15 protein-coding genes are annotated in these 25,339 nt (G+C 70.1%); 11 read left to right on the forward strand and 4 right to left on the reverse strand.

Translation table 11 applies throughout. The annotated features are described in order from the left end of the window. Nucleotides 1-2: 2 nt before the first annotated feature. Together G510_RS0105520 and G510_RS0105525 are read left to right on the forward strand one after the other, a co-directional pair. Nucleotides 3-3,209 (forward strand): ATP-dependent DNA helicase, encoded by a 3,207-nt coding sequence (locus tag G510_RS0105520; protein WP_169562565.1) that lies wholly within the window; start codon nucleotides 3-5, stop codon nucleotides 3,207-3,209. Further along, nucleotides 3,206-6,622 carry an ATP-dependent DNA helicase gene (locus G510_RS0105525; protein ID WP_029152824.1) on the forward strand — a complete coding sequence of 1,139 codons (3,417 nt, stop codon included), beginning with the start codon at nucleotides 3,206-3,208 and terminating at the stop codon, nucleotides 6,620-6,622. The genes G510_RS0105520 and G510_RS0105525 overlap by 4 nt, the downstream gene beginning before the upstream one ends. On the opposite strand, the gene G510_RS15475 is transcribed toward G510_RS0105525, so the two are convergent. Beyond that, a complete protein-coding gene (locus G510_RS15475; protein ID WP_051216408.1) occupies nucleotides 6,619-7,794 on the reverse strand; it encodes a phosphotransferase in 1,176 nt (391 codons plus the stop codon). The genes G510_RS0105525 and G510_RS15475 overlap by 4 nt on opposite strands. 64 nt (nucleotides 7,795-7,858) lie before the next feature. Between G510_RS15475 and nudC the strand changes: the two genes are divergently transcribed. Together nudC and G510_RS0105540 are read left to right on the forward strand one after the other, a co-directional pair. Further along, nucleotides 7,859-8,746 (forward strand): NAD(+) diphosphatase, encoded by an 888-nt coding sequence (gene nudC / locus G510_RS18650; RefSeq protein ID WP_036322068.1) that lies wholly within the window; start codon nucleotides 7,859-7,861, stop codon nucleotides 8,744-8,746. Further along, nucleotides 8,743-10,446: an ATP-dependent helicase gene (locus tag G510_RS0105540; protein ID WP_029152826.1), complete on the forward strand. Its 1,704-nt coding sequence runs from the start codon at nucleotides 8,743-8,745 to the stop codon at nucleotides 10,444-10,446. The genes nudC and G510_RS0105540 overlap by 4 nt, the downstream gene beginning before the upstream one ends. A gap of 790 nt (nucleotides 10,447-11,236) precedes the next feature. Here the strand turns inward: G510_RS0105540 and G510_RS0105550 are convergent. After that, a complete protein-coding gene (locus G510_RS0105550) occupies nucleotides 11,237-12,640 on the reverse strand; it encodes a zinc-dependent metalloprotease (RefSeq protein ID WP_051216410.1) in 1,404 nt (467 codons plus the stop codon). Between the two features lie 68 nt (nucleotides 12,641-12,708). Between G510_RS0105550 and G510_RS0105555 the strand changes: the two genes are divergently transcribed. Genes G510_RS0105555 through G510_RS0105565 form a run of 3 tightly spaced genes read left to right on the forward strand, consistent with a single transcriptional unit; the run spans nucleotide 12,709 to nucleotide 17,763 of the window. Further along, nucleotides 12,709-13,800 carry a YlbL family protein gene (locus G510_RS0105555; protein ID WP_029152829.1) on the forward strand — a complete coding sequence of 364 codons (1,092 nt, stop codon included), beginning with the start codon at nucleotides 12,709-12,711 and terminating at the stop codon, nucleotides 13,798-13,800. A 22-nt stretch (nucleotides 13,801-13,822) separates the two neighbouring features. Beyond that, nucleotides 13,823-16,747, forward strand: coding sequence for a UPF0182 family membrane protein (locus G510_RS0105560; RefSeq protein WP_029152830.1), 2,925 nt, complete (start codon nucleotides 13,823-13,825; stop codon nucleotides 16,745-16,747). Nucleotides 16,748-16,749: 2 nt separating this feature from the next. Next, complete coding sequence (locus G510_RS0105565; RefSeq protein ID WP_029152831.1) at nucleotides 16,750-17,763, forward strand: putative FMN-dependent luciferase-like monooxygenase; 1,014 nt, start codon at nucleotides 16,750-16,752, stop codon at nucleotides 17,761-17,763. Here G510_RS0105565 and G510_RS15480 read toward each other — a convergent pair. Further along, the gene (locus G510_RS15480) at nucleotides 17,738-18,460 is read right to left on the reverse strand and encodes a Pr6Pr family membrane protein (protein WP_157560429.1); all 723 of its coding nucleotides are present in this window, start codon (nucleotides 18,458-18,460) and stop codon (nucleotides 17,738-17,740) included. The genes G510_RS0105565 and G510_RS15480 overlap by 26 nt on opposite strands. A 146-nt stretch (nucleotides 18,461-18,606) precedes the next feature. Here G510_RS15480 and G510_RS0105575 point away from each other — a divergent pair, with 146 nt between their 5' ends. Further along, on the forward strand, nucleotides 18,607-19,389 hold the full coding sequence (locus G510_RS0105575; protein ID WP_029152832.1) for a glucose 1-dehydrogenase: 783 nt from the start codon (nucleotides 18,607-18,609) through the stop codon (nucleotides 19,387-19,389). A gap of 61 nt (nucleotides 19,390-19,450) precedes the next feature. Here the strand turns inward: G510_RS0105575 and G510_RS0105580 are convergent, their stop codons facing one another. After that, the gene (locus G510_RS0105580) at nucleotides 19,451-21,154 is read right to left on the reverse strand and encodes an HNH endonuclease signature motif containing protein (protein ID WP_029152833.1); all 1,704 of its coding nucleotides are present in this window, start codon (nucleotides 21,152-21,154) and stop codon (nucleotides 19,451-19,453) included. A 393-nt stretch (nucleotides 21,155-21,547) separates the two neighbouring features. Between G510_RS0105580 and rpsA the strand changes: the two genes are divergently transcribed. The 3 genes from rpsA to G510_RS0105595 all read left to right on the forward strand — a co-directional run bounded on the left by rpsA (nucleotide 21,548) and on the right by G510_RS0105595 (nucleotide 25,249). Further along, complete coding sequence (gene rpsA / locus G510_RS0105585) at nucleotides 21,548-23,011, forward strand: 30S ribosomal protein S1 (RefSeq protein ID WP_029152834.1); 1,464 nt, start codon at nucleotides 21,548-21,550, stop codon at nucleotides 23,009-23,011. Between the two features lie 103 nt (nucleotides 23,012-23,114). Beyond that, nucleotides 23,115-24,587 (forward strand): sensor histidine kinase, encoded by a 1,473-nt coding sequence (locus G510_RS15485; RefSeq protein WP_036322070.1) that lies wholly within the window; start codon nucleotides 23,115-23,117, stop codon nucleotides 24,585-24,587. Next, nucleotides 24,584-25,249, forward strand: a complete 666-nt coding sequence (locus G510_RS0105595) for a response regulator transcription factor (protein WP_029152835.1) — start codon at nucleotides 24,584-24,586, stop codon at nucleotides 25,247-25,249. The genes G510_RS15485 and G510_RS0105595 overlap by 4 nt, the downstream gene beginning before the upstream one ends. The last annotated feature ends 90 nt before the right edge of the window (nucleotides 25,250-25,339 follow it).

Here is a 25,339-nt window from a genome sequence, read left to right on the forward strand (position 1 = left end):
TCATGAGCGACATGTCATGGGATGCGGGTCAGGCCGCGGTGCTCGGGCTCGATTCCGCCGAAAGCGGAACCGTGATCGGGGCGCCCGGCAGCGGCAAGACCGCCGTGCTCGTCGAGCGCACCGCGCGGCTGCTCGAGGGCGACGATCCGCTCACGCCCGACCAGGTGCTCGTGCTCACGCCGTCCCGTGCGTCGGCGACGCGTCTGCGCGATCGGCTCGGCACCCGCATATCGGCCGCGACGCCGGGCCCCCTCGCGCGGTCGGTCGGGTCGTTCGCGTTCCAGATCGTGCGCGCCGGCGCGACGGGTGGCCGGGCGCCCGAACTGCTGACGGGGGCGGAACAGGATCGCGTGCTCGCGCAGCTGATCGAGGGCGACATCTCCGACGCGCTGATCGATTGGCCCGCCCACCTCGGCGAGACCGTGAGGCGTTCGCGGCAGTTCCGGTCCGAGGTGCGCTCCTTTCTCGACCAGGCGATCGAGCTCGACACGTCGCGCGACGAGCTGCGCGCGCTGAGGGGCGGCGAATGGGCCCCCGTCGTCGACCTCCTCGACGAGTATGCCGGGGTCATCCAGCGCATGCGCACGACGGCGCTCGGCGCATCCGAGCTCACGGGGCTCGCGGTGGATGCGCTGCGCGGCGAGTCCCACATCCCCGGCGTCGACGAGCTGCGGGTGGTGCTCATCGACGACGCTCAGGAGCTCACCCGCGGCGGGATCGCGCTCGCGGAGGCGCTGCGCGCACGCGGGGTCGCCGTGCTCGCGGCCGGCGACCCCGACATCGCCTCCGGGGCGTTCCGCGGCATCACGCCCGACATGTTCTCGGACCTCATCCGCGCGCTCGGCGACGTGCACGTGCTCGACGGCCAGCATCGATCGTGCGGCGAGCTCGCGTGGCTCGTCCGGCATCTGACCCAGACGATCGGTGCGGCGGGCCGCGTCGAGCACCGGCGCGCGCCCGGGCCCGAGCCCGAGTCGTGGGAACGCGTCACGACCCTGCGCGCCTCGTCGCCCGGCGAGGAGGCCGATCTCATTGCCCGGCGGCTGCGCGAGCTCCACCTCGGCGGCGCCACGGCGTGGGGCCGCATGGCGGTGATCGCCCACGACACGCGACAGCTGGTCGCGCTCGACACCGAGCTCGCCGCGCGCGACGTGCCCACGAGGGCGGCGGGCGTGCCCCGTCCGCTCGGCAGCGAGCGCGCCGTGCGCCAGATCATGGAGATCGTGCGCCTCGGCCTGACGCCCGTGGCCGACCGCGAGGTCGATCAGCTGGTCGAGGCCCTCCGCACGCCGTTCGGCGGTTTCGACGGCGTGGGGCTCCGGCGCCTGCGCGGCGCGCTGCGGCACGCCGAGCTCGAGGTCGGCGGCACGCGGCCGGCGAGAGAGCTGCTGAGGGAGGGGTTCGCGCACCCGGTGCTGTTCGCCACCCTCGACACGGGCGAGGGGCGAGCCGCCGAGCGGTTCGCCGTGACGCTGTCGCAGGTCGCCGTGATGGCAGAGAAGGGCGGCACGGTGCACGACCTGCTCTGGCACGTGTGGGATCGTTCGCGGCTCGCAGAGCCCTGGCACCGCATCGCGACCTCGCCCGGGCCGCTCTCGGGCGAGGTCTCCCGCGCCCTCGATGGGCTCGTCGCCCTGTTCGACGCAGCCAAGCGCGCGATCGAGCGCAACCCGAACGAGGGCCCGCAGCGCTTCATCCGCGAGATCCTCGACAGCGATGTCCCCGAGGACACGCTCTCGTCGCCCGAGCGTCACGACGCCGTGACGCTCCTCACGCCCGCGAACGCGCTGTCGACCGAGTTCGACGTCGTCGTGATCGCGGGGCTGCAGGACGGGGTATGGCCGAACACGCGCCTGCGCGGCGGAATCCTCGGATCCTGGCGCCTCGTCGATGCCGTGCGCGCGGCGCGCGACGGAAGCGATCCGGTCGACGAGCCGCTGATCGACCGGCGGCGCCAGGCCCTGCACGACGAGCTGAGGCTGTTCGTCCGGGCGGCGTCGCGCGCCACGACCCGGCTCATCGTCACGGCGGTCGACAACGACGATCAGATCGCGAGCCCGCTGTTCTCGCAGCTTCCGCCCGCGACTCCGGCGGCGGCGGGCGACGAGCACCCGCTCACCTTGCGGGGGCTCACCGCGAAGCACCGCCGCACCCTGACCAGCTCGCCCGACGAGCGAGCGCGCGCCGAGGCCGCCGGTCAGCTGCGCGCGCTCGCGGCCCACGGGGTTCCTGGCGCCGATCCCGACGAGTGGTACGGGGTGCGCGAGCCGTCGACCACGCGGCCGCTGCGCGACCTCGAGCAGACCTACGTCAAGGTGTCGCCGTCGCAGATCGACGCCTTCACCGAGTGCGGTCTCGGCTGGGTGATCGGCGCGCTCGGCGGCGACGCGATCACGTCTCCCAGCGCCGGCATCGGCACCCTGCTGCACGCGGCGCTCGAACAGGTTCCGGAGGGCGGGATCGACGAGATGAGGGCCGTGCTCGACGCGAGGTGGGGCGAGCTCGACTTCGAGGCGCCGTGGATCGCCGCCCGCGAGCGGCGCCGCGCCGAGGAGTACCTCGAGCGCCTCGATGGCTACCTCGCGCAGGTGGCGCTGCAGAACGGCCGGGTCGTCTCCTCCGAGGGCGCCTTCCGCCTGGCGATCTCCACCACCGACGAGCAGGTCGTGCCCGGCGGCGAGGCGTACGCGCCCGGCAACGCGGTCGTCGGAGGATTCATCGACCGCGTCGAGGAGTATCCGCGCGGCTCGGGCGACCACGCGATCGCGCGCCGCGGCGCGCGAGGCAGCAAGACAGCGTGGCAGGCGATGGCAGCGCCGGACGAGGACGCCGGTCGCCGCGTCGTGGTCGTCGACCTGAAGACCGGCAAATCGGAGGATCGCACCAACGACGACCTCGTCGCGGGCGACGCGCAGCTCTCGGCCTATCAGCTCGCCGTCGCTCAGGGGCTCGTCGACGGCGCCGATCCGGGCGCGCTCGCGGGGGCGCGACTCGTCGTCGTGTCGAAGACCATCGGCGAGAGCCCGTACCGCCTCGCCCATCAGCACACGCTGGGCGGCGAGGCCCGTGAGGCCTTCCTGCACGCCGTCGCGGAGGCGGCGCGCGGCATGGCGGCCTCGAGCTTCGTCGCCGCCGTCGAGACGCATTGCCAGGGCCAGCGCATGGCCCCGGTCTGCCGGATTCACACGATCGGAGCGGTCAGCTCATGACATTCACCGAGGGACGGGGCCTATCGGCCGGGGTGATCGCGCGGGCGCTCGATCTGTTCCCGCCGACGCCCGATCAGACGCGCGTTATCGAGGCAGCGGCCGAGCCCGCGCTCGTCGTGGCCGGCGCCGGCAGCGGCAAGACCGAGACGATGTCGATGCGGGTGCTGTGGCTCGTCGCGAACGGCTTCGTGCGCGCCGACGAGATCCTGGGGCTGACGTTCACCCGCAAGGCGGCGGGCGAGCTCGCCGAGCGCATCGCGGATCGCCTCGCGCAGCTCGACGAGTACGGCCGGCGGGGTCTGCTGCCGCACCTGGCCGAGATCGTCGCCAGCGACGAGTTCGCCCGGCTCGAGGGTGTGAAGCCCCGCGCGCAGCGCCGGGCGATCATCCGCGACGTGATCGAGATCTTCGCCGCGCGCCGCGGGCACGAGGCCGATGAGTCCGCGGTCGCCGACGACCTGCTCGATCGACCGCGGGTGTCCACCTACAACGCGTTCGCCGACGCGATCGTGCGCGAGAACGCCGCGCGCATCGGGCGCGATCCCGACGCGGCGATGCTCGCGGACTCGTCCGCATGGATCGTGGCGCGACGGGTCGCGGTGCGCGCCGAGGGCGCCGGCCTCGAGGACATGGACGGCACGCTGGGCCCGCTCGTCGACGCGATCCGCACGCTCTCGGGCGAGCTGCTCGACCACCGGGCCGATCCCGAGGCCGTGCGGCGGTACGCGGTGCGCCAGGCCGCCGAGTTCGCCCCGTTCGTCGACGATTCCGTCGCGACGACGCGCTCGTGGGAATCGGCCCATCGCGCGCTGACCGCGCTTCCGACGTTCCTCGACATCGTCGCCGATTACGAGGCCGAGAAATCGAGGCGCGGGGTGCTCGAGTTCGCCAACCAGGTCGCGGGGGCTCTTGACGTCACCGAAGCCGCACCGGACGTCATCGAGCAGCTGCGGGAGCAGTACCCCGTCGTGCTGCTCGACGAATATCAGGACACCTCCGTCCTGCAGACGAGGCTGCTCGCCGCGCTGTTCCGCGACAGCGCCGTGATGGCCGTCGGCGATCCGAATCAGGCGATCTACGGCTGGCGCGGCGCGAGCGCCGACAACATCCCGAGCTTCCCCGCCGACTTCGCGCAGGAGAAGCCGGCGCACCGGTTCGAGCTGATGACGAGCTGGCGCAATGACACGAGCATCCTTACGGCGGCGAACACGCTCGTGAAGAGCTTCGAGACGGCGCCCCGCACCGGGGTGTCCGAGCTCGGGGCGCGCGACGGGGCGGGCCCGGGCGTCGTCGACGTGACGTACCCGCGCACGATCGATGAGGAGGCCGCAGGCGTGGCGGACTGGTTCGCGCGCCGGCAGGCCGAGCACACGGGCCGCGACCCGCTGACGGGCGCCGTGCTGTTCCGCAGCAAGGCGCACATGCAGCGATTCGCCGATGCGCTCGGCGAGCGGGGCGTGCCGCACCGGATCCTCGGGCTCGGCGGCCTGCTGTCGGTGCCCGAGGTGACCGACGTCGTGAGCGCGCTGCGCGTGATCCACGACCCGCTCCAGGGCTCCGCGCTCATCCGCCTCCTCGTCGGACCGCGCTTCGCGGTCGGGGTGGCCGACATGGGGGCGCTGCATGACGTGGCGGTCAGCCTGTCGACGAGAGACCAGGCGCTGGCGCCGCTCAGCGCCGACGTCACGCAACGGGTGCGAGATTCGGCGGGCATCGACGAGCAGGTCTCGATCATCGACGCGCTCGATTTCGTTCGGCGCAGCCGTGCCGACCACGGCTTCCTCTCGGCGTTCACCGAGGAGGGGCTCGCGCGCCTCAAGGAGTCGGGCGAGATGTTCGACCGGCTGCGGCGGGCATCGTCGCAGCCCGTGCCCGACCTGATCCGGCTCATCGAGCAGGAGCTGCGCCTCGACATCGAGCTGCCGGCGAACGAATCGCGCGGCGCCGCGCGCACGGCCGCGAGCCAGCTGCGCGCGTTCGCCGATGAGGTGCGCGGCTTCCTCTCGGTCGACGAGCGCGGCACGCTCGGCAGCGTGCTGAGCTGGCTCGACCACGCCGAGAAGAAGGACGACATGGCGCCGCGCGCCGAGGCGCCCGAGCCGGGTGTGGTGCAGCTGCTGACGGTGCACGGCTCGAAAGGCCTCGAGTGGGACGCGGTCGCGGTCGTGCGCCTCGTCGCGAACGAGTTCCCCGGATCGATCAAGAACAAGTCGGGCGGGTTCCGCATGGGCAGCCTGCCGAACGCGTTCCGCGGCGACGCGGCCGCGCTGCCGTCGTTCGATTGGCAGGCTCCGGCCGTCATCCCGGACGCGAAGGCGCTCCGCGCCGAGACCAAGGAGCTGAAGGCGGCGTTCGACGCGTTCGAGCAGGGCAACCGCGACCATCACGCCGACGAGGAGCGGCGGCTCGCGTACGTCGCGGTCACGCGTGCGCGCACCCACCTGCTGCTGACGGGCTCGTACTGGGCGGGGCAGAGCGAACCCCGCAACCCCAGCGCTTACCTCGTCGAGATCCTCGCGGCGCTGGGTCGGGATGCGGTGCCCGAGATGACGAAGGATGCTGAAACGAAGTCGTACGACGACGAGAACCCTTACGCGGGCGAGGGCGCGACGATCTCGTGGCCGCTCGATGCCCTCGGCGCCCGCCGCGCCCGGGTGGCAGCGGCAGCCGATCTGGTGCGCGGCGCCGAGATGGCCGAACCGACGGTCGAGCTGCAGCGCCTGCTCGACGAGCGCGATGCGCGGGGCGCCACCCGCGTGATGCCGGTGCCCACGCGCGTGCCGGCGTCGAAGTTCAAGGACTACGTGGTCGGTTTCGACGAGACGATCTCCGCTCTTGCGCGCCCGATGCCCGAGCGGCCGTACCGCCAGACCCGGCTCGGCACGCTGTTCCACCAGTGGGTCGAAGAGCGCTCGGGACTCACGGCCCGCGCGGCGTCGATCGATGACGCGCTATGGGACACCGACGACGGCGAGGAGTGGGCGGATCCCGCGGCGCAGACCGACGACGACGCACGCGACCTCGGCGTGCTGCGCGAGAAGTTCGAGCGCAGCGAATGGGCGATCCTGAAGCCGATCGAGGTCGAGACCGAGGTCGATTTCCCTCTCGTCCTCGACGAGAACGAGCCGCCCCACATCATGATCTGCAAGCTCGACGCCGTGTACCGCAGAAACGGCAGGATCGAGATCGTCGACTGGAAGACCGGGAAGGCGCCGCGCACGCCCGCAGAACGCACCGACCGCATGCTGCAGCTGGCGCTGTATCGGCTCGCCTACCACCGGCGCCACGGCGTGCCGCTCGATGAGATCGACGTCGCGCTGTTCTACGTGCCCGACGAGCTCGTGCTGCGCGACGAGGGAGCGATGGGGGAGCGCGAGCTCATCGCGCGCTGGAGGGCGGCGCGGAAGCCTTAGTCCTTCTCGTCGACGTCGACCGGCTGCGTCGCGTCGTCGACGGGGCGGGTGGCATCGTCCGGGTCGACCGTGCGCGGCGGCGCCGCGTCCCACGACTCCTCCGAGTGCAGGCGCAGCTCGTCGGGGTCGAACTGGTCGGTGTGCATCGAGGTGTCCGACCCGTTCGGGGTCGTCCGGGGCATGCGATCGAGCAGGGCGATCGCCTCGCTGACGTCGGCGCGGTCGCGCACGGGCAGATCCGCCATCAGGTCGTCGTCGACGAGCCCCGCCGAGAGCGAGTCGAGCAGCGCGGCCGCGTCGTCGACGATGTCGGTGCGGTGAGCCTCGATGCCGTGCAGGAGCCAGCGGGCGAACTCGAGCTCGGCGTGCAGCCGTGCGCGCACGCGCAGCGCGGCATCGGGCGAGCGCACGGCGGCATCGCCGTAACCGCGGAACACGTCTTCCGCACCCTCGGACGCACCGGCTGTCCAGTGCAGGTCGACTGCGGGATCGCCGATCGAGAGGCCCTGCCAGTCGAGCACGCCTGTCACGCGCGGAACATCATCGGCGTCGTCCTGGAGGACGAACGACGTTGCCTGCGCGCCGCCGAGCACGACGACCTGCTCGTAGCCCCACAACCGGTCGTCCTCGACGGCCTCCCGCCAACGCACCATCAGGCGCACCGGCACGCGGCCCGACCGGCCGATCGCGTCCAGAAGCCGCTCGAGACCGGCCCGAGCATCGGCGGGCGAGCGCTCGGGCAGCCCCGCCGCGCGCACGACCGACGGGGGCAGTCCGTGCACGCGGGCGATCGCCCCGCCGATCTCGCCCGCGACGCCGCGACCGGCCGGAATGTGGGCGGCCTCGACCTGGTAACCCGGCAGGTATGTCATCACGACGATGCGCGCGTCGCCGATCGCGGCGGTTCCGCGCGATTGCGGAGCATCGAACCCGAGGTATGCGCGGGCGCCGGCGGTGAGAGCGCGCAGCGCGACGAGCTCGCTGTCGATCTCCTGGTCGACCTCGGCCGAGGTCGGAATGCGCACGACGAGCTTCTCGCCGTCCGCGAGCGTGATGAGCGCGGCATCGAACCGGCCCGACCCGTCTGCCGTGAGGCGCCTGGTGGAGCGGATCGCGGCGTCCGGCAGCGCCGCGGATGCGGCCGCGGCTAGAGTGAGGGTGGTTCGTGCCATGCCGCCCAGACTAGGTGGCGCACACGTGCGCCCCGCCCCGCCACGCCCCGCAGAGAGGGAGTCGATGCCTGCATCCGCCGCTTTTCCGATCGATCTGAGCGCAGACGAGCGCATGGACGATGGCCTCCTCGACAGGCTGCGCGGCGACGACCTCACGCTCGTCGTCAGCGTGATCGGCGACCGGATCGCGACATCCGACGGGACGCTCGCCATCGCATCGCCCGCGGACGTGGGAGACGCGACGTGGGCCTTCCTCGGGCGCGCTCCGAGCGGCGCCGGCGTGCTGCTCGCCGTGCTCGGAGACCGCGACGCATCGGCCCCCGCAGGGGAGTGGTCTGCCTTCCGCGACGCGGCCGTCAGCATGTCGCAGCCTGAGGTCGAGCTCGGCACGAGCGCGGTCGCGCTCGGCCGATGGCTCGCGGACGCGTCGTTCTGCCCCGCATGCGGATCCGCCACCGAGCAGCGCATGGCCGGCTGGGCCCGCGGGTGCACCCAGTGCCGTCGCGAGCATTTTCCGCGCACGGATCCCGCTGTGATCGTCGCGGTCATGAGCGAGGACCGCCAGCGCCTGCTGCTCGGTGCGAACGCCCTGTGGCACGGGGAGATGTTCTCGTGCTTCGCGGGCTTCGTCGAGGCGGGCGAATCGGCGGAATCGGCGATCCATCGCGAGCTGGTCGAAGAGGCCGGTGTGCGCGTGCGCGACGTGCGCTACATCGAATCGCAGGCCTGGCCCTATCCGCGCTCGCTCATGCTCGGATACCACGCCACCGTCGTCGACGAGGCAGAGGTCCGGCCCGACGGCGAGGAGATCGTCGAGGCGCGCTGGTTCACGCGCGAGGAGATCGGCCGCGGGCTTGCGGGCGAGCTGGACGTGCGGGTTCCCGGGGGGATCTCGGTCGCGCATCGACTGATCCGCACCTGGTACGACGAGGCGGAGGATCCCGCGCCGTGAGCGCGCTGGACTCGCTCGACGCCGAACAGCGTCGCGCGGCGGAGATCGTGCGCGGTCCCGTGGCGGTGCTCGCCGGCGCCGGCACCGGCAAGACGCGCGTCATTACGCACCGCATCGCGTACGGCGTCGAGGAGGGCACGTACACGCCGAACCGCGTGCTCGCGCTGACGTTCACGTCGAAGGCCGCGGGCGAGCTGCGCGGCCGGCTGCGCGCCATGGGCGTCGTCGGTGTGCAGGCGAAGACGTTCCACGCGGCCGCGCTCGCGCAGCTGAACTACTTCTGGCCGACGGTGGCGGGCGACACGGCCCCCAGGATCGTCGATAACAAGGTGCGCCTGCTCGCGCACGCGGCCGATTCGGTGAAGCTTCGGCCAGACACGAACACGCTGCGAGACATCGCAGCCGAGATCGAGTGGCGCAAGGTCACGATGCGCTCGATCGAGCAGTACGCGGCGCTCGAGCGCCGCGTCGGATCAGTCTCGCCGACCGCGCTCGTCGACCTGATGGGCGCGTACGAGAAGCTCAAAGACGAGCGCCGTCAGCTCGATTTCGAGGACGTGCTGCTCGCGTGCGCCGGCATGATCGAGTCGGAGCCGAAGGTCGCCGTTGCCGTGCGGGAGCAGTACCGGCACTTCACGGTCGACGAGTACCAGGACGTCTCGGCGCTGCAGAACAGGCTCCTCGAGCTGTGGCTCGGCAACCGCCGCGACATCTGCGTCGTCGGAGACGCGAGCCAGACCATCTACTCCTTCACGGGCGCCGACGCATCGTTCCTGCTCGATTTCGGCAGCACGTATCGCGACAGCACGATCGTGCGCCTCGAGCGCAACTATCGCTCGGCGCCGCCCGTCCTCGCCGTCGCGAACGCCCTGATGCGCGATCGGCCCGGCGCCTTGCGGCTGACCGCCGCATCCGCTGAGGAGGGCGCACCGGCGCCGACCGTCACGGCCTATGAGCACGACGCGGCCGAGGCCGACGGCGTGGCGCGGCGGATCCGTGCACTGATCGACGGGGGAGCGCAGCCGGGCGATATCGCCGTGCTCTACCGGTCGCATGCGCAGTCCGCGCCGCTGCAGCAGGCGCTCGCGCAGCAGCAGATCCCGACGAGCGCGATCGGCGGCACGCGGTTCTTCGACATGCCGGAGGTGCGACAGGCGATCCTCGCGATCCGGGCGGCCGCGGTCGCGCCGAGCGACCTGACCTTCTCGGGCGCGGTCCGCGATGTGCTCCGAGGGCTCGGCCACACCGACGAAGCGCCCGAGGCCGGCGGCGCGCGGCGCACGGCCTGGGAGGCGCGGCAGGCGATCCTCCGGCTCGCGGAGGAGGCCGGGCCCGGATCGACGATGCGCGGGTTCGCCGACGATCTGCTGGCGCGCGCGAAGGATCAGCACGAGCCCGCGCTGACGACCGTCACGCTCGCGACGCTGCACGCGGCGAAGGGCCTCGAATGGCCGACCGTCTTCCTCGTGGGCGCGTCGGAGGGGCTGCTGCCGATCTCGTACGCCACGAGCCTCGACGGCATCGACGAAGAGCGCCGCCTCGCCTACGTCGGCATCACCCGCGCCGAGCGGCGCCTCGTGGTGTCGTGGTCTCGGGGCGGTCGAGCAGGGCGACGGGCATCTCGCTTTCTCGCGGAGATCGGCACAGACACGCTGCGTGAGGTCGATGCGAGCGCCACCGGCGCCGCCCGTCGAGGCTGACGGCGACGGATCGGGTGCGCGACGAGCGCTCATCGACGGAGGAGACGACGCGCGCGACGAGCGAGGCAGCGAGCGCTCCGAGCGTGCGCGACGGGTCGGCGCCGGTCGTGCGCGACGCGAGCTGGGTCGCGATCATCGGCCACGCGGCGTCCCGCTCGCGCTCGTGCTCCCATAGGCACGAGAGGCAGGCCGTCGTGCCCGGCAGGATGTAGGGGCCGACGACCGCGCGCCCGACCTCGAGCGAGATGGGAAGGTGCGGCACGTCGGCGCTCATCATCTCGCGGGCGAGGTGCGGGGGAACGAGATCGCGGCCGAGCAGGATCGCGGCGCCGCCGGACGCCGCTTCGATGGCGGTGCGCCGCACCGCGACGAATCCGGCGTCGCGGAGCCCATCGAACATGCCGAGCACGGCCTCGTGCGGCACGCGGTCCGCGGTGACGAGCGAGATCTCGCGCGGCGCCGCGACCTCACGCAGTGCGGGGCCGAGCACGGCGAGGAACGCCGCCGTCTCCGCGGGCTCGGCGCCGAACGCGGCCGCGACGCCCGCGATCCGCCCGGCCGGGATGCCGCCCTCGAGCGCGGCGAGCAGCTTGAGCTGCCAGCGCGACGGATCCTCGAGCACGACGACGGCCGGACGCGCGCCGATCTGCAGTGACCGCGCATCGCGCCACAGCACGGGGCGCGCGGGGTCGACCTCGATCATCGGCATGGCCCGATTCTGCCGCGCCGCGGCCGGTCACATCCGGTTATCCACAGGTCGATCTCGAGATCGGCCCCTGTGGACGGTGCGTCACGCGGGCCGCGGACCCTCCGGGCCCTCGGTGCCGTCGGCGCTGTCCTCGCCCTCGTCGTCCCCATCCTCGGCGTCCGCGAGCAACTGTGCGAGGGCGTCGTCCATCTCGTCGCGAGGCGCCTCGTCGCCGCGGGCGGCGGCCTCGAGGCGGGCGATGAGGGCTGACGGATCGTCGATGTCCGACGCGCTCGGAACGAGGTCGGGATAGTCCCACAGTGCGTCGCGCGCGTCCTGGCCGACGGCGTCGCCGACCGTCCGCCACATTGCGGCCGCCTCGCGCAGGCGACGCGGCTTGAGCTGCAGGCCGACGAGCGCGCCGAGCGCGTCTTGCGCCGGACCGCCGACCGCGCGGCGGCGACGCGTCGCCTCCGCGATCTTGTCGAGGCTCGGCACGCGGCTCGTGGCGTCGGCCGCGACGACGTCGACCCACCCCTCGATCAGGGCGAGCATGTTCTCGAGCCGCGCGAGCGCGTTCTGCTGCGCCTCCGACTGCTGGGGGAGCAGAGCGCCCGACTGCAGCGCGTCCTGCAGCTCCGAGGGATTCGACGGGTCGAAGCGCTCGGCGAGATCCTCGAGCACCTGGGTGTCGACGTGGATCCCGCGCGCGTAGTCGGTGACCTGGCTCATGACGTGCAGGCGCAGCCACTTGGCGTGCTTGAACAGGCGCGCGTGCGCGAGCTCGCGGGCCGCGAAGTACAGCGCGAGCTGGTCATCGGGAATGCCGAGTCCGTCGCCGAGGTCGGCGAAGTTCTGCGGCACGATGGCCGCCGTGCCCGTGGGAAGCAGCGGAAGCCCGACGTCGCCGCCCGACACGACCTCCTTCGACAGCTTGCCGACGACCTGGCCGAGCTGGTTCGCGAACAGCGTGCCGCCGACCTGGCGCAGCATGCGGCTCGCGCCCTGGATCATGCCCTGCATCTCATCGGGCGCCTGCTGATCGAGCGCGCTCGTCAGGGCATCGGCGACGCTCGTCGCGACCGGCTCCGCGAGCTCCTGCCAGACCGGAAGCGTCTGCTCCACCCAGTTGCCGCGGGTGAGGACCTGCAGCGGCTCTCCCGTGGCGGCGAGCGTTGTAGCCTCGCCGAGCCAGAGGTCGGCGAGCTGGAAGGCCTGGTCGAGGTCGGCGCGATCGCGGGAGCTGATCGACGTGCCCGCCTGATTCGCGATGTGCAGCGCGCCGGTCTTCGCGGCATCCCACGAGATCCCCTCATCGCCGGAGGAATTCATGGCCTGCTGCAGGGCGAACATCATCTGCTGCATCTGGGCGGGGTCGACGCCCATGTTCTGCAGCTGTTCGGCCCCCTCGCCGCCGAGCATTCGGCGGAGCATCTCCTGGAAGTCGTCGTCAGGGGTGTTGTCGTCGCTCACGAGAGCCGCCTTTCCGCGGTGCTCAGCCTGCATTGTGGGTACAGGAACTACGCTAACGTCTCTGGGGCCGGTCGTGCCCGTGATCAGAAAGGCTTACCGCGTTGTCGGATAGTCCACAGGAACCACGCGCGTGGCCGCGCCGCGTCGTCGCGGGATCCATTGCACTCGTCGTCGCGCTCGTCGCACTGCTTGTCATGAGCTTCCTGCCGACCGAATACGTGCTGCAGCGACCGGGCCCGGTGTACAACACGATCGGCGCCGTCCAGGATGCCGACGGCGCAGAAGTGCCGCTCATCAGTGTGCCCGACGGCGAGGCCCACGAGACCACGGGGTCCCTTTCTCTCACGACCGTCGAGGTCGTCGGCAACCGCGAGCACCCGTTGTCGTGGATCGAACTGGCCTCGGCGTGGTTCGATCGGTCGCGCGCGATCGTGCCGATCAGCGCGGTGTTCCCCGAGGGGCAGACGAGCGAGCAGCGCGACGCGCAGAACCAGGCCGCGATGACCGATTCGCAGAGCGAGGCGGAGGCCGCGGCGCTGCGGCACCTCGGCTACGACGTGCCCGCGGACATCCGCGTTGTGTCCCTGACCGATGACTCGCCCTCGCAGGGCCTCATCGAAGAGGGCGACCTGATCCGCGCCGTGGACGGGCAGACGGTGGAGCAGGTGACCGGACTGCGTGACGGGATCGCGGCGGCCGCCGGCGACCCGGTCGTCCTCACACTCGAGCGCGACGGTGATGAGGTGACGGAAGAGGTCACCCCCGAGAAGCTCGAGGACGACAGCTGGGCGATCGGCGCGCTGCTCTCGGTGAGCTACGAGAATCCCGTTGACATCTCGATCCAGCTCGACAACGTGGGCGGGCCGAGCGCCGGCACGATGTTCGCGCTCGGCATCATCGACACCCTGACCGAGGGGGAGATGACGGGCGGCGAGAACATCGCCGGCACCGGAACGATCACCGCCGAGGGCGACATCGGGGCGATCGGCGGCATCCGTCAGAAGCTGTACGGCGCATCGAACGCCGGCAACGACTTCTTCCTCGCTCCCGCATCGAACTGCGCGGAGGTCGTCGGCCACGTTCCGCATCGCCTCACGGTCGTCAGCGTCGAGACGCTCGACGATGCCGTGGACGCGGTCGACATGATCGCTCAGGGCGAAGCGGAGAATCTCCCGTCCTGTGCCCCCTCATAGGAACCGCTCATAGAATGGTCGGGTGACCAATAACCACGCGCAGCCTCCGGCCACATCCGTTTCTCCGACGCGACGGATCGTGATCGCGACCGTTGCGATCATTGCGGTCCTCATCGCGGTGCTGTTCGGGCTCGCGAGCCTGTATACCGAGCTTCTCTGGTATCGCCAGCTCGACTTCGGAACCGTCCTCACGACGCAGTGGGTCGCGCGCGTGGTCATGTTCGCCATCGGATTCGTCGGCATGGCCGTTCCGGTCTGGCTCTCGATCTTCCTGGCCTACCGCATGCGCCCCGTGTATGCGCGCCTGAGCTCGCAGCTCGACCGCTACCAGGAAGTCGTCGAGCCGCTGCGCCGCCTCGCGATGTGGGGCATTCCGGTGCTGTTCGGATTCTTCGCCGGCTTCGCGGCCTCGACGCAGTGGGAGACCACGTGGATGTGGTTCAACGGCGTCGACTCGGGTGAGACCGATGCGCAGTTCGGCCTCGACCTGTCGTTCTACATGTTCGACCTGCCGTTCTACCAGGGCCTCGTCGGGTTCGCCTCGGCGGTCGTGCTGATCTCGCTGCTCGTGACGGCGCTCGTGGCGTACCTGTACGGATCCGTTCGCGTCGGCCAGGGCGAGATGAGCATCTCGAAACCCGCGCGCATCCAGGTCGCGATCATCGCCGGCGTATACCTGCTGCTGCAGGCGGCCAGCATTTGGCTCGACCGCTTCGCATCGCTCACCGCCGAGGCGGGGCGCATCACCGGACCGGACTACGTCGCGGCGAACGCCGTGATCCCCGGCCAGACGATCCTGTCGATCGTCGCGGCGCTCGTGGCGATCCTGTTCCTCGTCACCGCATTCATCGGCAAGTGGCGCTACCCGCTCGTCGCGACCGGCCTGCTGATCGTGACCTCGCTCGTGATCACGCTCGCACTGCCGTGGGGCGTGCAGACGTTCCAGGTCACACCGAACGAGCGTGCGCTGCAGAGCGAGTTCTACCAGAAGAACGTCGACGCGACGCGCGCGGCCTATGAGCTCGACGAGATCGAGACGACGCAGTACGAGGCCGAGACCACGGTGGAGAAGGGCCAGCTGCGCAACGACGCGGCGACGACGGCCTCGCTGCGCCTGATGGATCCCTCGATCATCAGCCCGACGGTGCAGCAGCTGCAGCAGGTGCGTCCGTACTACCAGTTCCAGGACACCCTCGACGTCGACCGCTATGAGATCGACGGCGAGATGCAGGACACCGTGGTCGCCCTTCGCGAGCTGAACCTCGATGGCCTCGGCGAATCGCAGAGCTGGGTCAACTCGACGATGACGTACACGCACGGCTACGGCATGGTGGCCGCGCGCGGCAACGAGCGCACGGACGAGGGCGAGCCGGTCTTCATCGAGGGCGACATCCCCGCGTCCGGCTTCCTGACTGACGTCGAGTACGAGCCCCGCATCTACTTCGGCGAGCAGACGCCGCTGTATTCGATCGTCGGCGCGCCCGAGGGCGACGACCCGGTCGAGCTCGACTACGCCACCGGTTCGGGAGACGAGAACCAGACCTACACGACGTTCTCCGGCGACGGCGGACCGAGCCTCGGCAGCTACTTCAACCGCATGCTCTACGCGCTGAAGTTCCAGTCGGAGCAGATCCTGTTCAGCGACCAGATCAACGACGAGTCGCAGATCCTGTACGACCGCAACCCCCGCGACCGCGTGCAGAAGGTGGCGCCGTACCTGACGCTCGACCAGGATCCGTACCCCAGCGTCGTCGACGGCCGCGTCGTGTGGATCGTCGACGGTTACACGACGAGTGCGTCGTACCCGTACGCGACCCCGACGTCGCTGTCGCAGGCGATCAGCGACTCGTCGAACCCGCAGCCGAACCTGCTCGTCGACGACGTGAACTACATGCGCAACTCGGTCAAGGCGACGGTCGACGCCTATGACGGATCCGTCACCCTCTACGCGTGGGACGACGAGGATCCGGTGCTCAAGACGTGGCAGAACATCTTCCCGTCGACCCTCAAGTCGGTCAGCGAAATGTCGGGCGACCTGATGAGCCACGTGCGCTACCCGACCGACCTGTTCAAGGTGCAGCGCTCGATGCTCGGCGTCTACCACGTCGACACGGCGAGCGCGTTCTACCAGCGCGACAACGCGTGGGAGACGCCGCAGGATCCGACCGACGAGAGCGCGCTGCAGCCGCCGTACTACCTGACGATGCAGATGCCGGGCGAGGAGGAGCCGACCTTCTCGATGTTCACCTCGTTCATCCCCGACGGCGGTGACCGCCAGGTGCTCATGGGCTACCTCTCGGTCGACTCCGATGCGGGCGGCGAGGACGGTGCCGTGCGCGACGACTACGGCAAGCTCCGAATGCTCGAGATATCGTCGGCGAGCACAGTTCCCGCACCGGGTCAGGTGCAGAACACGTTCGACTCGAACCAGCAGGTCGCCGAACAGCTGAACGTTCTGCAGATCGGTGACTCGACGGTGACGCCGGGTAACCTCCTGACACTGCCGGTCGGCGATGGTCTGCTCTACATGCAGCCCGTCTACGTGCAGTCGTCCCGCGACACGTCGTACCCGCTGCTGCGCAAGGTGCTGGTGGTGTTCGGCGATGAGGTCGCGTTCGAGGACACGCTCGCCGAGGCGCTCGACACCCTGTTCGAGGGTGATTCCGGTGCCGAGACGGGCGACGAGGACATCACTCCGACGGCGCCCGAGGCCGACCCCGAGGGGTCGGGCGAGGACCCGACCGAGGGCAGCGTCGAGGATCCGAGCGCCGAGCCGACCGAGGAGCCGACGGATCCCTCCGGCGGAACGTACGAGGACGCTCTCGCCGAGGCGAAGACCGCACTCGACGCCAAGCAGGCGGCGCTCTCGTCGGGCGACATGGTCGCCTACGCCGAGGCCGACGCCGACCTCACGCAGGCCCTCGAGAAACTGCTCGAGCTGGAGTGACGATGACGGGACCTCGTCTCGGTTTCTTCTCGCGTCTGCTCGAGGACGCACCGGCGGCTGATCGCTACCGGTTCGCCCTCGAGCAGATCGAGGCCGCTGATCGGGCGGGGTTCTCGTCGGCGTGGGTCGCGCAGCACCACTTCAGCCGCGACGAGGGCGGCCTGCCGTCGCCGCTCGTCCTGCTGGCCGCGGCCGCCGCGCGCACGACGCGGATCCGGCTGGGCACGGCGGTCCTGACGCTCCCGATCGATGATCCGGTGCGCGCCGCCGAAGATGCGAGCGTGCTCGACGCGATGTCCGGCGGCCGCGTGCAGCTGGGCGTGGCCCCGGGCGGGACCCCGGCGTCGTTCGCGGCGTTCGGCCGGGATCCGTCGCACCGCGCGGAGCTCTTCGCTGACCACCTCGGCGTCTTCCGGGACGCGCTGGCGGGGCTCGGCGTGCGGGGAACGGACTCGCGGATCTATCCCGCGTCAGACGGGCTGTCGGCCCGGATCTGGCAGGCGACGTTCGGCGCGGCGGGCGCCGTGCGGGCGGCCTCGGCGGGAGACGGGCTCATGCTCTCGCGCACGCAGGAGAAGCCGGGCGGGATTCCGCTGCACGACGCGCAGCTGCCGATCATCGAGGCCTACCGCGGTGCGCTCGACGACGGCGCGGCCGCGCGGGTGCTCGCCTCGCGCACGGCGGTGGTCGTGGATTCGGACCGCGATCGCACCCAGTTGATCGAGGCATCGCGGGCCCAGCTTGAGCGCACGGCGCGCAGCACCGTGCGGATCGATCCTGATGGGATGAGCCTCGACGCCCTCGTGCGCGCAACCGACACGCATGTCGGCACGGTCGACGAGGTGGTCGAGTCGCTGTCGGCGGATCGCGCGATCGCGGCGTCGACCGACGTGTCGTTCCAGGTACATTCGCTCCGGGCGGATCACGAAACGACGCTGCGTTCGATCGAGCTGCTCGCGGGCGTGGTCGCCCCGCACGTCGGCTACGGGCTCACTTCGGACGCGCGCGCCACCTGAGGAACGCAACGAGGGCGGCCGAGAAGACGGCGAAGCCCGCGGCCATGACGCCGATGTAGGAGAACACGCCGCCCCATCCGCCCTGCACCGCCGGGTTGAAGAACGGGTAGGGGTACCACGACGGCGCGCCGCCGACGGGCGAGACGATGAACGGCGCGCGCACGAGCGTGTAGAGCACATACGCGATCGCGTATCCGATGGGTACGAGCATCGCGGACCACCGCGGCCGTGCGGGGCGCGGCGCGATGAGCACGTCGGCGAGCAGCACGAGGGGGGCGATCACGTGCATGAGCTCGCTGGTCCACGCGACGTACGGGGCGACGCCGCCCGCCGTGTCATCGCCGCGGAGCAGGGCGTTGTAGACGACTCCCGTCAGCAGCATGCAGCAGGCGGCGAGCACCTGGCCGGCCACGAGGACGCGCGGCTGCGGGGCGCCGCGGCGGCCGCGCGTGAAGCCCCAGATCGCGGCCGCGCCGAGGAAGAGCGCGGCGAAGATGTTCGACTCGATCGTGAAGTAGCTGAAGTAGTTCGCCACGTAGGTCGGAACGTGCGCGGCGGGCGGATCCTCCGCGATCCGCACATAGGACAGGTCATGGACGAACAGGTACACGAGTGTGAAGATGATCACGAGCGCCGCGAGAGCGCGGAACGCTGACCACGCGACGAGGAAGCGCGCGGCGCCGGACGAACGAGTCATGGGCGCTCCGGGAGGTGAGGCGAGGAGAGAATGGTTCACGTCATCGTATCGCCCGCCGGAGGCCATTGATGGCCCCGAACGGCGCATAATCGACTATTGTAGAATTACACGTGAAACACACGCTCATCGGGTGAAAGGAATGCATCATGGCACGTTTTGACGGCAAGACGATCGTGATCACTGGCGGCGGTTCAGGACTCGGACGCGCGACGGCCGTGCGCGTCGCGAGCGAGGGCGCGCAACTGGCGCTCGTCGATATCTCCGAAGAGGGCCTCGCAGCGTCGGTCGACGCGGTGCGTGAAGCGGCGCCCGACGCAACCGTCATCACGGTGGTGGCCGATGTGTCGAAGGAATCGGACGTCGAGGCGTACGTGTCGGCGACGATCGAGAAGTTCGGCCGCATCGACGGGTTCTTCAACAACGCCGGCATCGAGGGCAAGCAGAACCTGACCGAGTCGTTCACGAACGACGAGTTCCAGCGCGTGCTGTCGATCAACCTCTCCGGCGCGTTCCTCGGCCTCGAGAAGGTGCTGGCGCACATGCGCGAGCAGAAGAGCGGATCCGTCGTGAACACCGCGAGCGTCGGCGGTATTCGCGGCGTCGGCAACCAGTCGGGCTACGCGGCCGCGAAGCACGGTGTGGTGGGCCTCACCCGCAACTCAGCGATCGAGTACGGCGAGTACGGGGTGCGGGTGAACGCGATCGCCCCGGGCGCGATCTGGACGCCGATGGTCGAGAACTCGATGAAGCAGCTCGACCCGGAGAACCCGCGGAAGGCCGCGGAGCAGTTCATCCAGGCCAACCCGACCAAGCGCTACGGCGAAGCTCACGAGATCGCGGCGGTCGTCGCGTTCCTGCTCTCCGACGACTCGAGCTACGTCAACGCGGCCGTGCTGCCGATCGACGGCGGCCAGTCGGCGAAGTACTGACGCGGTCGCCAGGTAGGTACGGAGGGCGGCCATCCCCGTGCGGGGTGGTCGCCCTCCGTCGTCACGCCCCGACCAGCAATCCTGATTCGAGGCGCTCGAGGAACGTCTCGTCCCACCGCTGCTCGAGGCGGAGCGCCCGCGGATCGTCGAACCACGAAAGGTCTCGTTCGACGTCCGATGCGGCGTCGTCCGGCCTTCCGCCCTCCGGGTCGGCGCCCAGGGCGGCGAGCTCCCGCTCGCGCCGGCGCATGTCGGCGTAGCGCGCCTGTCGGCCCCGGATCGTCTCGCGCTGCAGCTGGGCGAATTCGTTGTCGCCCCGGTCGGCGAGGAACTGCTGAACATGTGCGTCGGCATCAGCGTCGGCATCGGTGCGCGCCGTGCCGCCGCGTGGCGGCGTGTCGCAGAAGAAGACGCGACTGATCGGCTCGTCGGTGACGGTGCGGCCGAGGGGAGTGGTGAACTCGACGACTCCTCCCGCTTTCTGCCTGACGCGCCAACCGGTCTGATGCTTCATCTGATGATGGCCGGGACACAGCGACTCGAGGTTGTCGAGCGACGTCCGCCCGCCGAGGGCATAGTCGTGCCCATGATCGATATCGCACTTCCGGGCGGTCGTCTCGCATCCGGGGATGCGGCACGTCATGTCGCGTGCGAGCAGCGCGCGCTTCTGCGCCGCGGTCGGTCGGTAGTGATCCGCCGCGGCGATCGTGCCGTCCTCTGGCCGGATGAACAGCCGTTCCCAGCCTGCGGCCTGCCCGGCGAGGATGCGGAGAGTATCGGGAGACGCGAGCTCGCCGCTCTCGAGCCAGCCGGACCCGCGATCTGGATCGAGGAGCTGGTCGACGGGGATCGTGATGTGCACCGTCGGGCGGATCTGATCGAGCGTCGTGCCCGTACCGGACGCCGCGAGCTCGTGACCGGTCGGCTCGGCCGTCAGCAGCACATCCTGCAGCAGGTCGACGCGGATCTGCATGAGGGTGCGATTGTCGGTCGCGGCGATCTCGAGCGGGTTGGTGATCTCGCCTCGGCCCGATTCGGGGGACGTCCACTCGCCATCGGGAAGCGCGCCGTGCTCGCGCTCGTACTCGCGCATCGCCCGCAGGCGGTCGCGGCGGATCGCATGGGCACGCGAATCGAGGATGTCCAGAATCGCGCGCGTCTCGACCGTCGGCGCATAGATCTGAGTGAGCGACATGCCGTAATCGCCGGCGCGCACCGAGATGTAGCGCCGAGCACGCTCGGCGTCGTGCCGCTCCATGAGTGATCGCGTGTCGAGGTCGGCCGCCTGCTTCTTCACGATCTTGGCGAACTCGCGGGCCGTGCGCGCCTCCGCATATGCCGGAGCGTGGTCGTCGAGCGAGGCGCGGGCGTGCGCGTCGAGAGCCCCTCCGGCCGCCGCGACATGGCCCGCATGTGCGAGCGAGATGCGCCCGTCCGTAAGCGAGGCGAGCGTCTTCGGGTAGTCGTGGTCGAGGGTATCTGCGAGGTTCATCTCGTTCCGCGCCTCGCTCGGGGCGACGCGGAGAGCGCACGCTGCTTCGGCGGCCAGCGACCGACGGGCATCGGCGCGCGCATGGGAGTTCGACGAACCCTGGGCCTGCGCGTCGGCGAGCCGCGCGAGAACGGCGAGCGCCCGAACGCGGCGCCCCTCGACGAGCGCGGCATCGCGACGGGCCTGTTCGAGACTGAGGAGGGCCTCGCGCGCCTCGTCGCACTGCTCGCCGGTGAGACCGGTGAGCAGATCGTCGAACGCGTCGTTGTTCATGCCCCGATTCTATCGAACAAATGAACGAAGAACAAGACTTTCACGAAGATTGGTGATAGAAACTAGGAACGATGATGAGTTGCCGCAGTTCGTCCCGTGCGCGGGGTGTGCGTCCCGAGCCGCCCCGGCTCGTTCCGCACGCGCTCGGGAAGAGGGGGAGGAGTGACCAGATCCCAACTCCCGCGTGGCATCGCGGTGACCTATCGTGCTATCCTGAAGTGTCACGCGTGCGCGCGTCGGCTCGCTCGCTCTTCGGATCGGGCGTGCAGACTGCCGCGTGATCGCTGAAACCCATCCAACCGCTTCCGGTTCCCCTGTGTGATTGTGCGGGCACGTGCCCATTCCGTCCGGATCTGAAGCCCGAGATTTCAACCCCTGAAGGCTAACTACTACATGACTAACGCAACGACCGCCTCGGCCACCACGCAGGTCGCGATCAACGACATCGGATCTGCGGAAGACTTCCTGGCCGCGGTCGAGAAGACTCTGAAGTTCTTCAACGACGGCGACATCATTGACGGCGAGATCGTCAAGATCGACCGCGATGAGGTTCTGCTCGACGTCGGATACAAGACCGAGGGCGTCATCCCCTCGCGCGAGCTGTCCATCAAGCACGACGTCAACCCCGATGACGTCGTCAACGTGGGCGACCGCATCGAGGCCCTGGTTCTCCAGAAGGAGGACAAGGAAGGCCGACTGATCCTGTCGAAGAAGCGCGCGCAGTACGAGCGCGCCTGGGGCGACGTGGAGCAGGTCAAGGAGAACGACGGTGTCGTCAAGGGCACGGTCATCGAGGTCGTCAAGGGCGGCCTCATCCTCGACATCGGCCTCCGCGGCTTCCTCCCGGCCTCGCTCATCGAGCTGCGCCGCGTGCGCGACCTGACGCCGTACCTCGGCCAGGAGCTCGAGGCGAAGATCCTCGAACTCGACAAGAACCGCAACAACGTGGTGCTCTCGCGCCGTGCGCTCCTCGAGGAGACGCAGTCCGCGAGCCGCGCTCAGTTCCTGGGCGGCCTGCACAAGGGCCAGGTCCGCAAGGGCCAGGTCTCGTCGATCGTCAACTTCGGTGCGTTCGTCGACCTCGGCGGCGTGGACGGCCTCGTCCACGTGTCCGAGCTCTCGTGGAAGCACATCGACCACGCCAGCGAGGTCGTCGAGGTGGGCCAGGAGGTCACCGTCGAGGTTCTCGAGGTCGACCTCGACCGCGAGCGCGTCTCGCTGTCGCTCAAGGCGACGCAGGAAGACCCGTGGCAGGTCTTCGCCCGCACGCACCAGATCGGTCAGATCACGCCCGGTAAGGTCACCAAGCTCGTTCCGTTCGGTGCGTTCGTTCGCGTCGCGGACGGCATCGAGGGCCTCGTGCACATCTCCGAGCTGTCGCACAAGCACGTCGAGATGGCCGAGCAGGTCGTATCGGTGGGCGAGGAGCTGTTCGTCCGCGTCATCGACATCGACCTGGACCGCCGCCGCATCTCGCTGTCGCTCAAGCAGGCCAACGACATGGTCGACCCGAACGGCACCGAGTTCGACCCGTCGCTCTACGGCATGACGACCGAGTACGACGAGAACGGCGAGTACAAGTTCCCCGAGGGCTTCGACCCCGAGACGAGCGAGTGGCTCGAGGGCTACGACGAGGCGCGCGAGACCTGGGAGCAGGAGTACGCTCAGGCGCAGGCTCGCTGGGAGAACCACAAGGAACAGGTCGCCAAGGCCATCGAAGCCGAGGCGAACGCCGAGGAGCAGGCCCCGGCCGGCTCGGCGGCATCGAGCACCTTCTCGTCGGAGAGCGCCGGTGCCGGCGCCCTCGCTGACGACGAGGCCCTCGCGGCGCTCCGCGAGAAGCTCGCCGGCAACTGATCTAGCCGCAGCATGAGCGGGTCGGATCCTTCGGGATCCGGCCCGCGTTCTCGTTCAGGCGGCGCTCGGTAGGCTGAATCACAGTGCGACGAAGGGAGAGCGCATGGCCCTCGCCCGATGGCGCGTCCCCGTGCGGGTGCGGATCCTCGCCGCGATCCTCGCGGTCACGGCGGTCGGCCTCGTCGTCGCCGGCGGCATCGCCTTCTTTCTGCAGTACACCCGCGTGATCGACGGGATCGACGCCGAACTGCACCAGGAGCTCACGGGCATCGAGACCCGCATCGACGGCGATCGCGTCGGATCGGTCGACGGCTCCGCCGGAACCGCGACTGTCGAGGATCTGTCGGGCTTCACGAACGTCGACGCGCTCGTCGAGGAGATCATGAGCATCGTGTCGCCGCCGCTCGGCGGCAGCACCCTCGGCCTGATAGACGGCAGCCCGGCATACGGGCCCGGTGCGTCGACGATCATCGACCTCAGCGATCCCGATTTTTCGAACGGCGTCGCCGAGGTCGCGACGTCGAGCGGCATCGTCATCGGCACGCACGCGCTGGGCGGCAGCCCCGTGCGCTACCTCGCGGTTCCCCTCGCCGTAGACGGCGATCAGGCCGAGGGACTGTTCATCTCGGGCATCTCCGTCGACTCGCGCCTCGCTGATCTGCGCTCGGTCATCGGCGCGTACGCCTGGGCCGCGCTCGGCGTCCTCATCGTCATCGGCCTCGTGGGCTGGATCGTCGCCGGGCGGCTGTTGAGGCCCGTGCGCGAGCTGCGCACCACCGCCGCACGGATCACCGCCGGCGCCCTCGACGAGCGCATCCCCGTGAGTGGCAACGACGACCTGTCGGACCTCACCGAGACCATCAACGCGATGATCGCGCGCCTCGAGGAGGCGTTCCGCGGGCAGCGGCGCGTGCTCAACGACGTGCGGCACGAGCTCGCGACCCCCGTCACGATCGTGCGCGGTCATCTCGAGCTCGTCGACCTGACCGATCCCGCAGACGTCGCCCAGACGCGCGACCTTGCGATCGATGAGCTCGACAGGATGTCGGGCCTCATCGCCCAGATCTCGCACCTCGCCGAGGCCGAACGCAGCGGGGCCCACGCGCCGCGAGCCGTTGACGTCGACGAGCTCACGCGCGGCGTGTTCGCGAAGATCCGCGTCATTCCGGATCGTGATTGGACGCTTGGATCCGTTGCACGAGGCGAGGCGTTCGTCGATCACGAGCGGATCACCCAGGCCTGGGTGCAGCTCGCCGACAACGCGGCGAAGTATTCCGAGCCGGGCACCCGCATCGAGATCGGCAGCTCCCTCGATCGCGATGGCCTGCGCTGCTGGGTCGATGACGACGGGCCCGGCATCCCCGACGAGGCCCGCGAGCGGATCTTCGAGCGGTTCGGCCGCGCCACGGACAGCCGCGGCGCCGACGGATCCGGGCTCGGGCTGTCAATCGTGCTCGCGCTCGTGCACGCACACGGAGGGCGGGTCGATCTCGATACGCAGGTCGGGCGCGGATCCCGGTTCACGGTGGTTCTGCCGCGGACCCCCGCGGACCCCGACGACGAGGAGGAACGATGAGCAGGATCCTGATCGTCGAAGACGAGGACCGCATCGCCACGTTCATCGAGAAGGGCCTGGGCGCCGCGGGGTATGCGACCGAGCGCGCCGCGAGCGGCGACGAGGGCCTCGAACTGGCGCGGTCGATCGAGTTCGATCTCGTCCTGCTCGACGTCGGTCTGCCCGGCATGGACGGCTTCAGCGTCCTTCGGGCCCTGCGGGGCACCGGCAGCCGCGTGCCCGTCATCATGCTGACGGCGCACAGCTCGCTCGAGGACACCGTGCGCGGCCTCGACGGCGGCGCCGACGACTACATTCCGAAGCCGTTCCGCTTCGACGAGCTGCTCGCCCGCGTGCGCGTGCGGATCCGCGACATTCAGCCGGAGGCGACCTCGTCGACGACGCTGAGCTTCGGGAGAGTGAGCCTCGACCTGCGCTCGCGCCGCGCGGAGGTCGATGGCGCGAACGTCGAGCTCTCGGCGCGCGAGTTCGCCCTCGCGGAAGAGTTCCTGCGCCATCCCGACCAGGTCATGAGCCGCGAACAGCTGCTCAGCCAGGTCTGGGGCTACGACTACGACCCCGGCTCGAACATCGTAGATGTGTACGTGCGGTACCTGCGCGCGAAGCTCGGAGCCGAGCGGATCGAGACCGTGCGCGGAATGGGATACCGCCTCGTGGGCTGATTCCGCTGGATGAGAATCTTCTCATCTGTGCCTCATCCTCCTTTCCCGGACGACGACGAGTGTAGAAGTCGTACAGCCCCGACATACCGA

Source organism: Microbacterium gubbeenense DSM 15944, assembly GCF_000422745.1.
Lineage (GTDB): Bacteria > Actinomycetota > Actinomycetes > Actinomycetales > Microbacteriaceae > Microbacterium > Microbacterium gubbeenense.

What these genes read in the sequence shown, in the direction of transcription:
- G510_RS0105550 (WP_051216410.1), bottom strand. Translation starts at nt 12,640, where the DNA reads ATGCAGGCTGAGCACCGCGGAAAGGCGGCTCTCGTGAGCGACGACAAC.
- rpsA (WP_029152834.1), top strand. Translation starts at nt 21,548, where the DNA reads ATGACTAACGCAACGACCGCCTCGGCCACCACGCAGGTCGCGATCAAC.
- G510_RS15475 (WP_051216408.1), bottom strand. Translation starts at nt 7,794, where the DNA reads ATGGCACGAACCACCCTCACTCTAGCCGCGGCCGCATCCGCGGCGCTG.
- G510_RS0105525 (WP_029152824.1), top strand. Translation starts at nt 3,206, where the DNA reads ATGACATTCACCGAGGGACGGGGCCTATCGGCCGGGGTGATCGCGCGG.
- nudC (WP_036322068.1), top strand. Translation starts at nt 7,859, where the DNA reads ATGCCTGCATCCGCCGCTTTTCCGATCGATCTGAGCGCAGACGAGCGC.
- G510_RS0105575 (WP_029152832.1), top strand. Translation starts at nt 18,607, where the DNA reads ATGGCACGTTTTGACGGCAAGACGATCGTGATCACTGGCGGCGGTTCA.
- G510_RS0105595 (WP_029152835.1), top strand. Translation starts at nt 24,584, where the DNA reads ATGAGCAGGATCCTGATCGTCGAAGACGAGGACCGCATCGCCACGTTC.
- G510_RS0105580 (WP_029152833.1), bottom strand. Translation starts at nt 21,154, where the DNA reads ATGAACAACGACGCGTTCGACGATCTGCTCACCGGTCTCACCGGCGAG.
- G510_RS0105565 (WP_029152831.1), top strand. Translation starts at nt 16,750, where the DNA reads ATGACGGGACCTCGTCTCGGTTTCTTCTCGCGTCTGCTCGAGGACGCA.
- G510_RS0105520 (WP_169562565.1), top strand. Translation starts at nt 3, where the DNA reads ATGAGCGACATGTCATGGGATGCGGGTCAGGCCGCGGTGCTCGGGCTC.
- G510_RS15485 (WP_036322070.1), top strand. Translation starts at nt 23,115, where the DNA reads ATGGCCCTCGCCCGATGGCGCGTCCCCGTGCGGGTGCGGATCCTCGCC.
- G510_RS15480 (WP_157560429.1), bottom strand. Translation starts at nt 18,460, where the DNA reads ATGACTCGTTCGTCCGGCGCCGCGCGCTTCCTCGTCGCGTGGTCAGCG.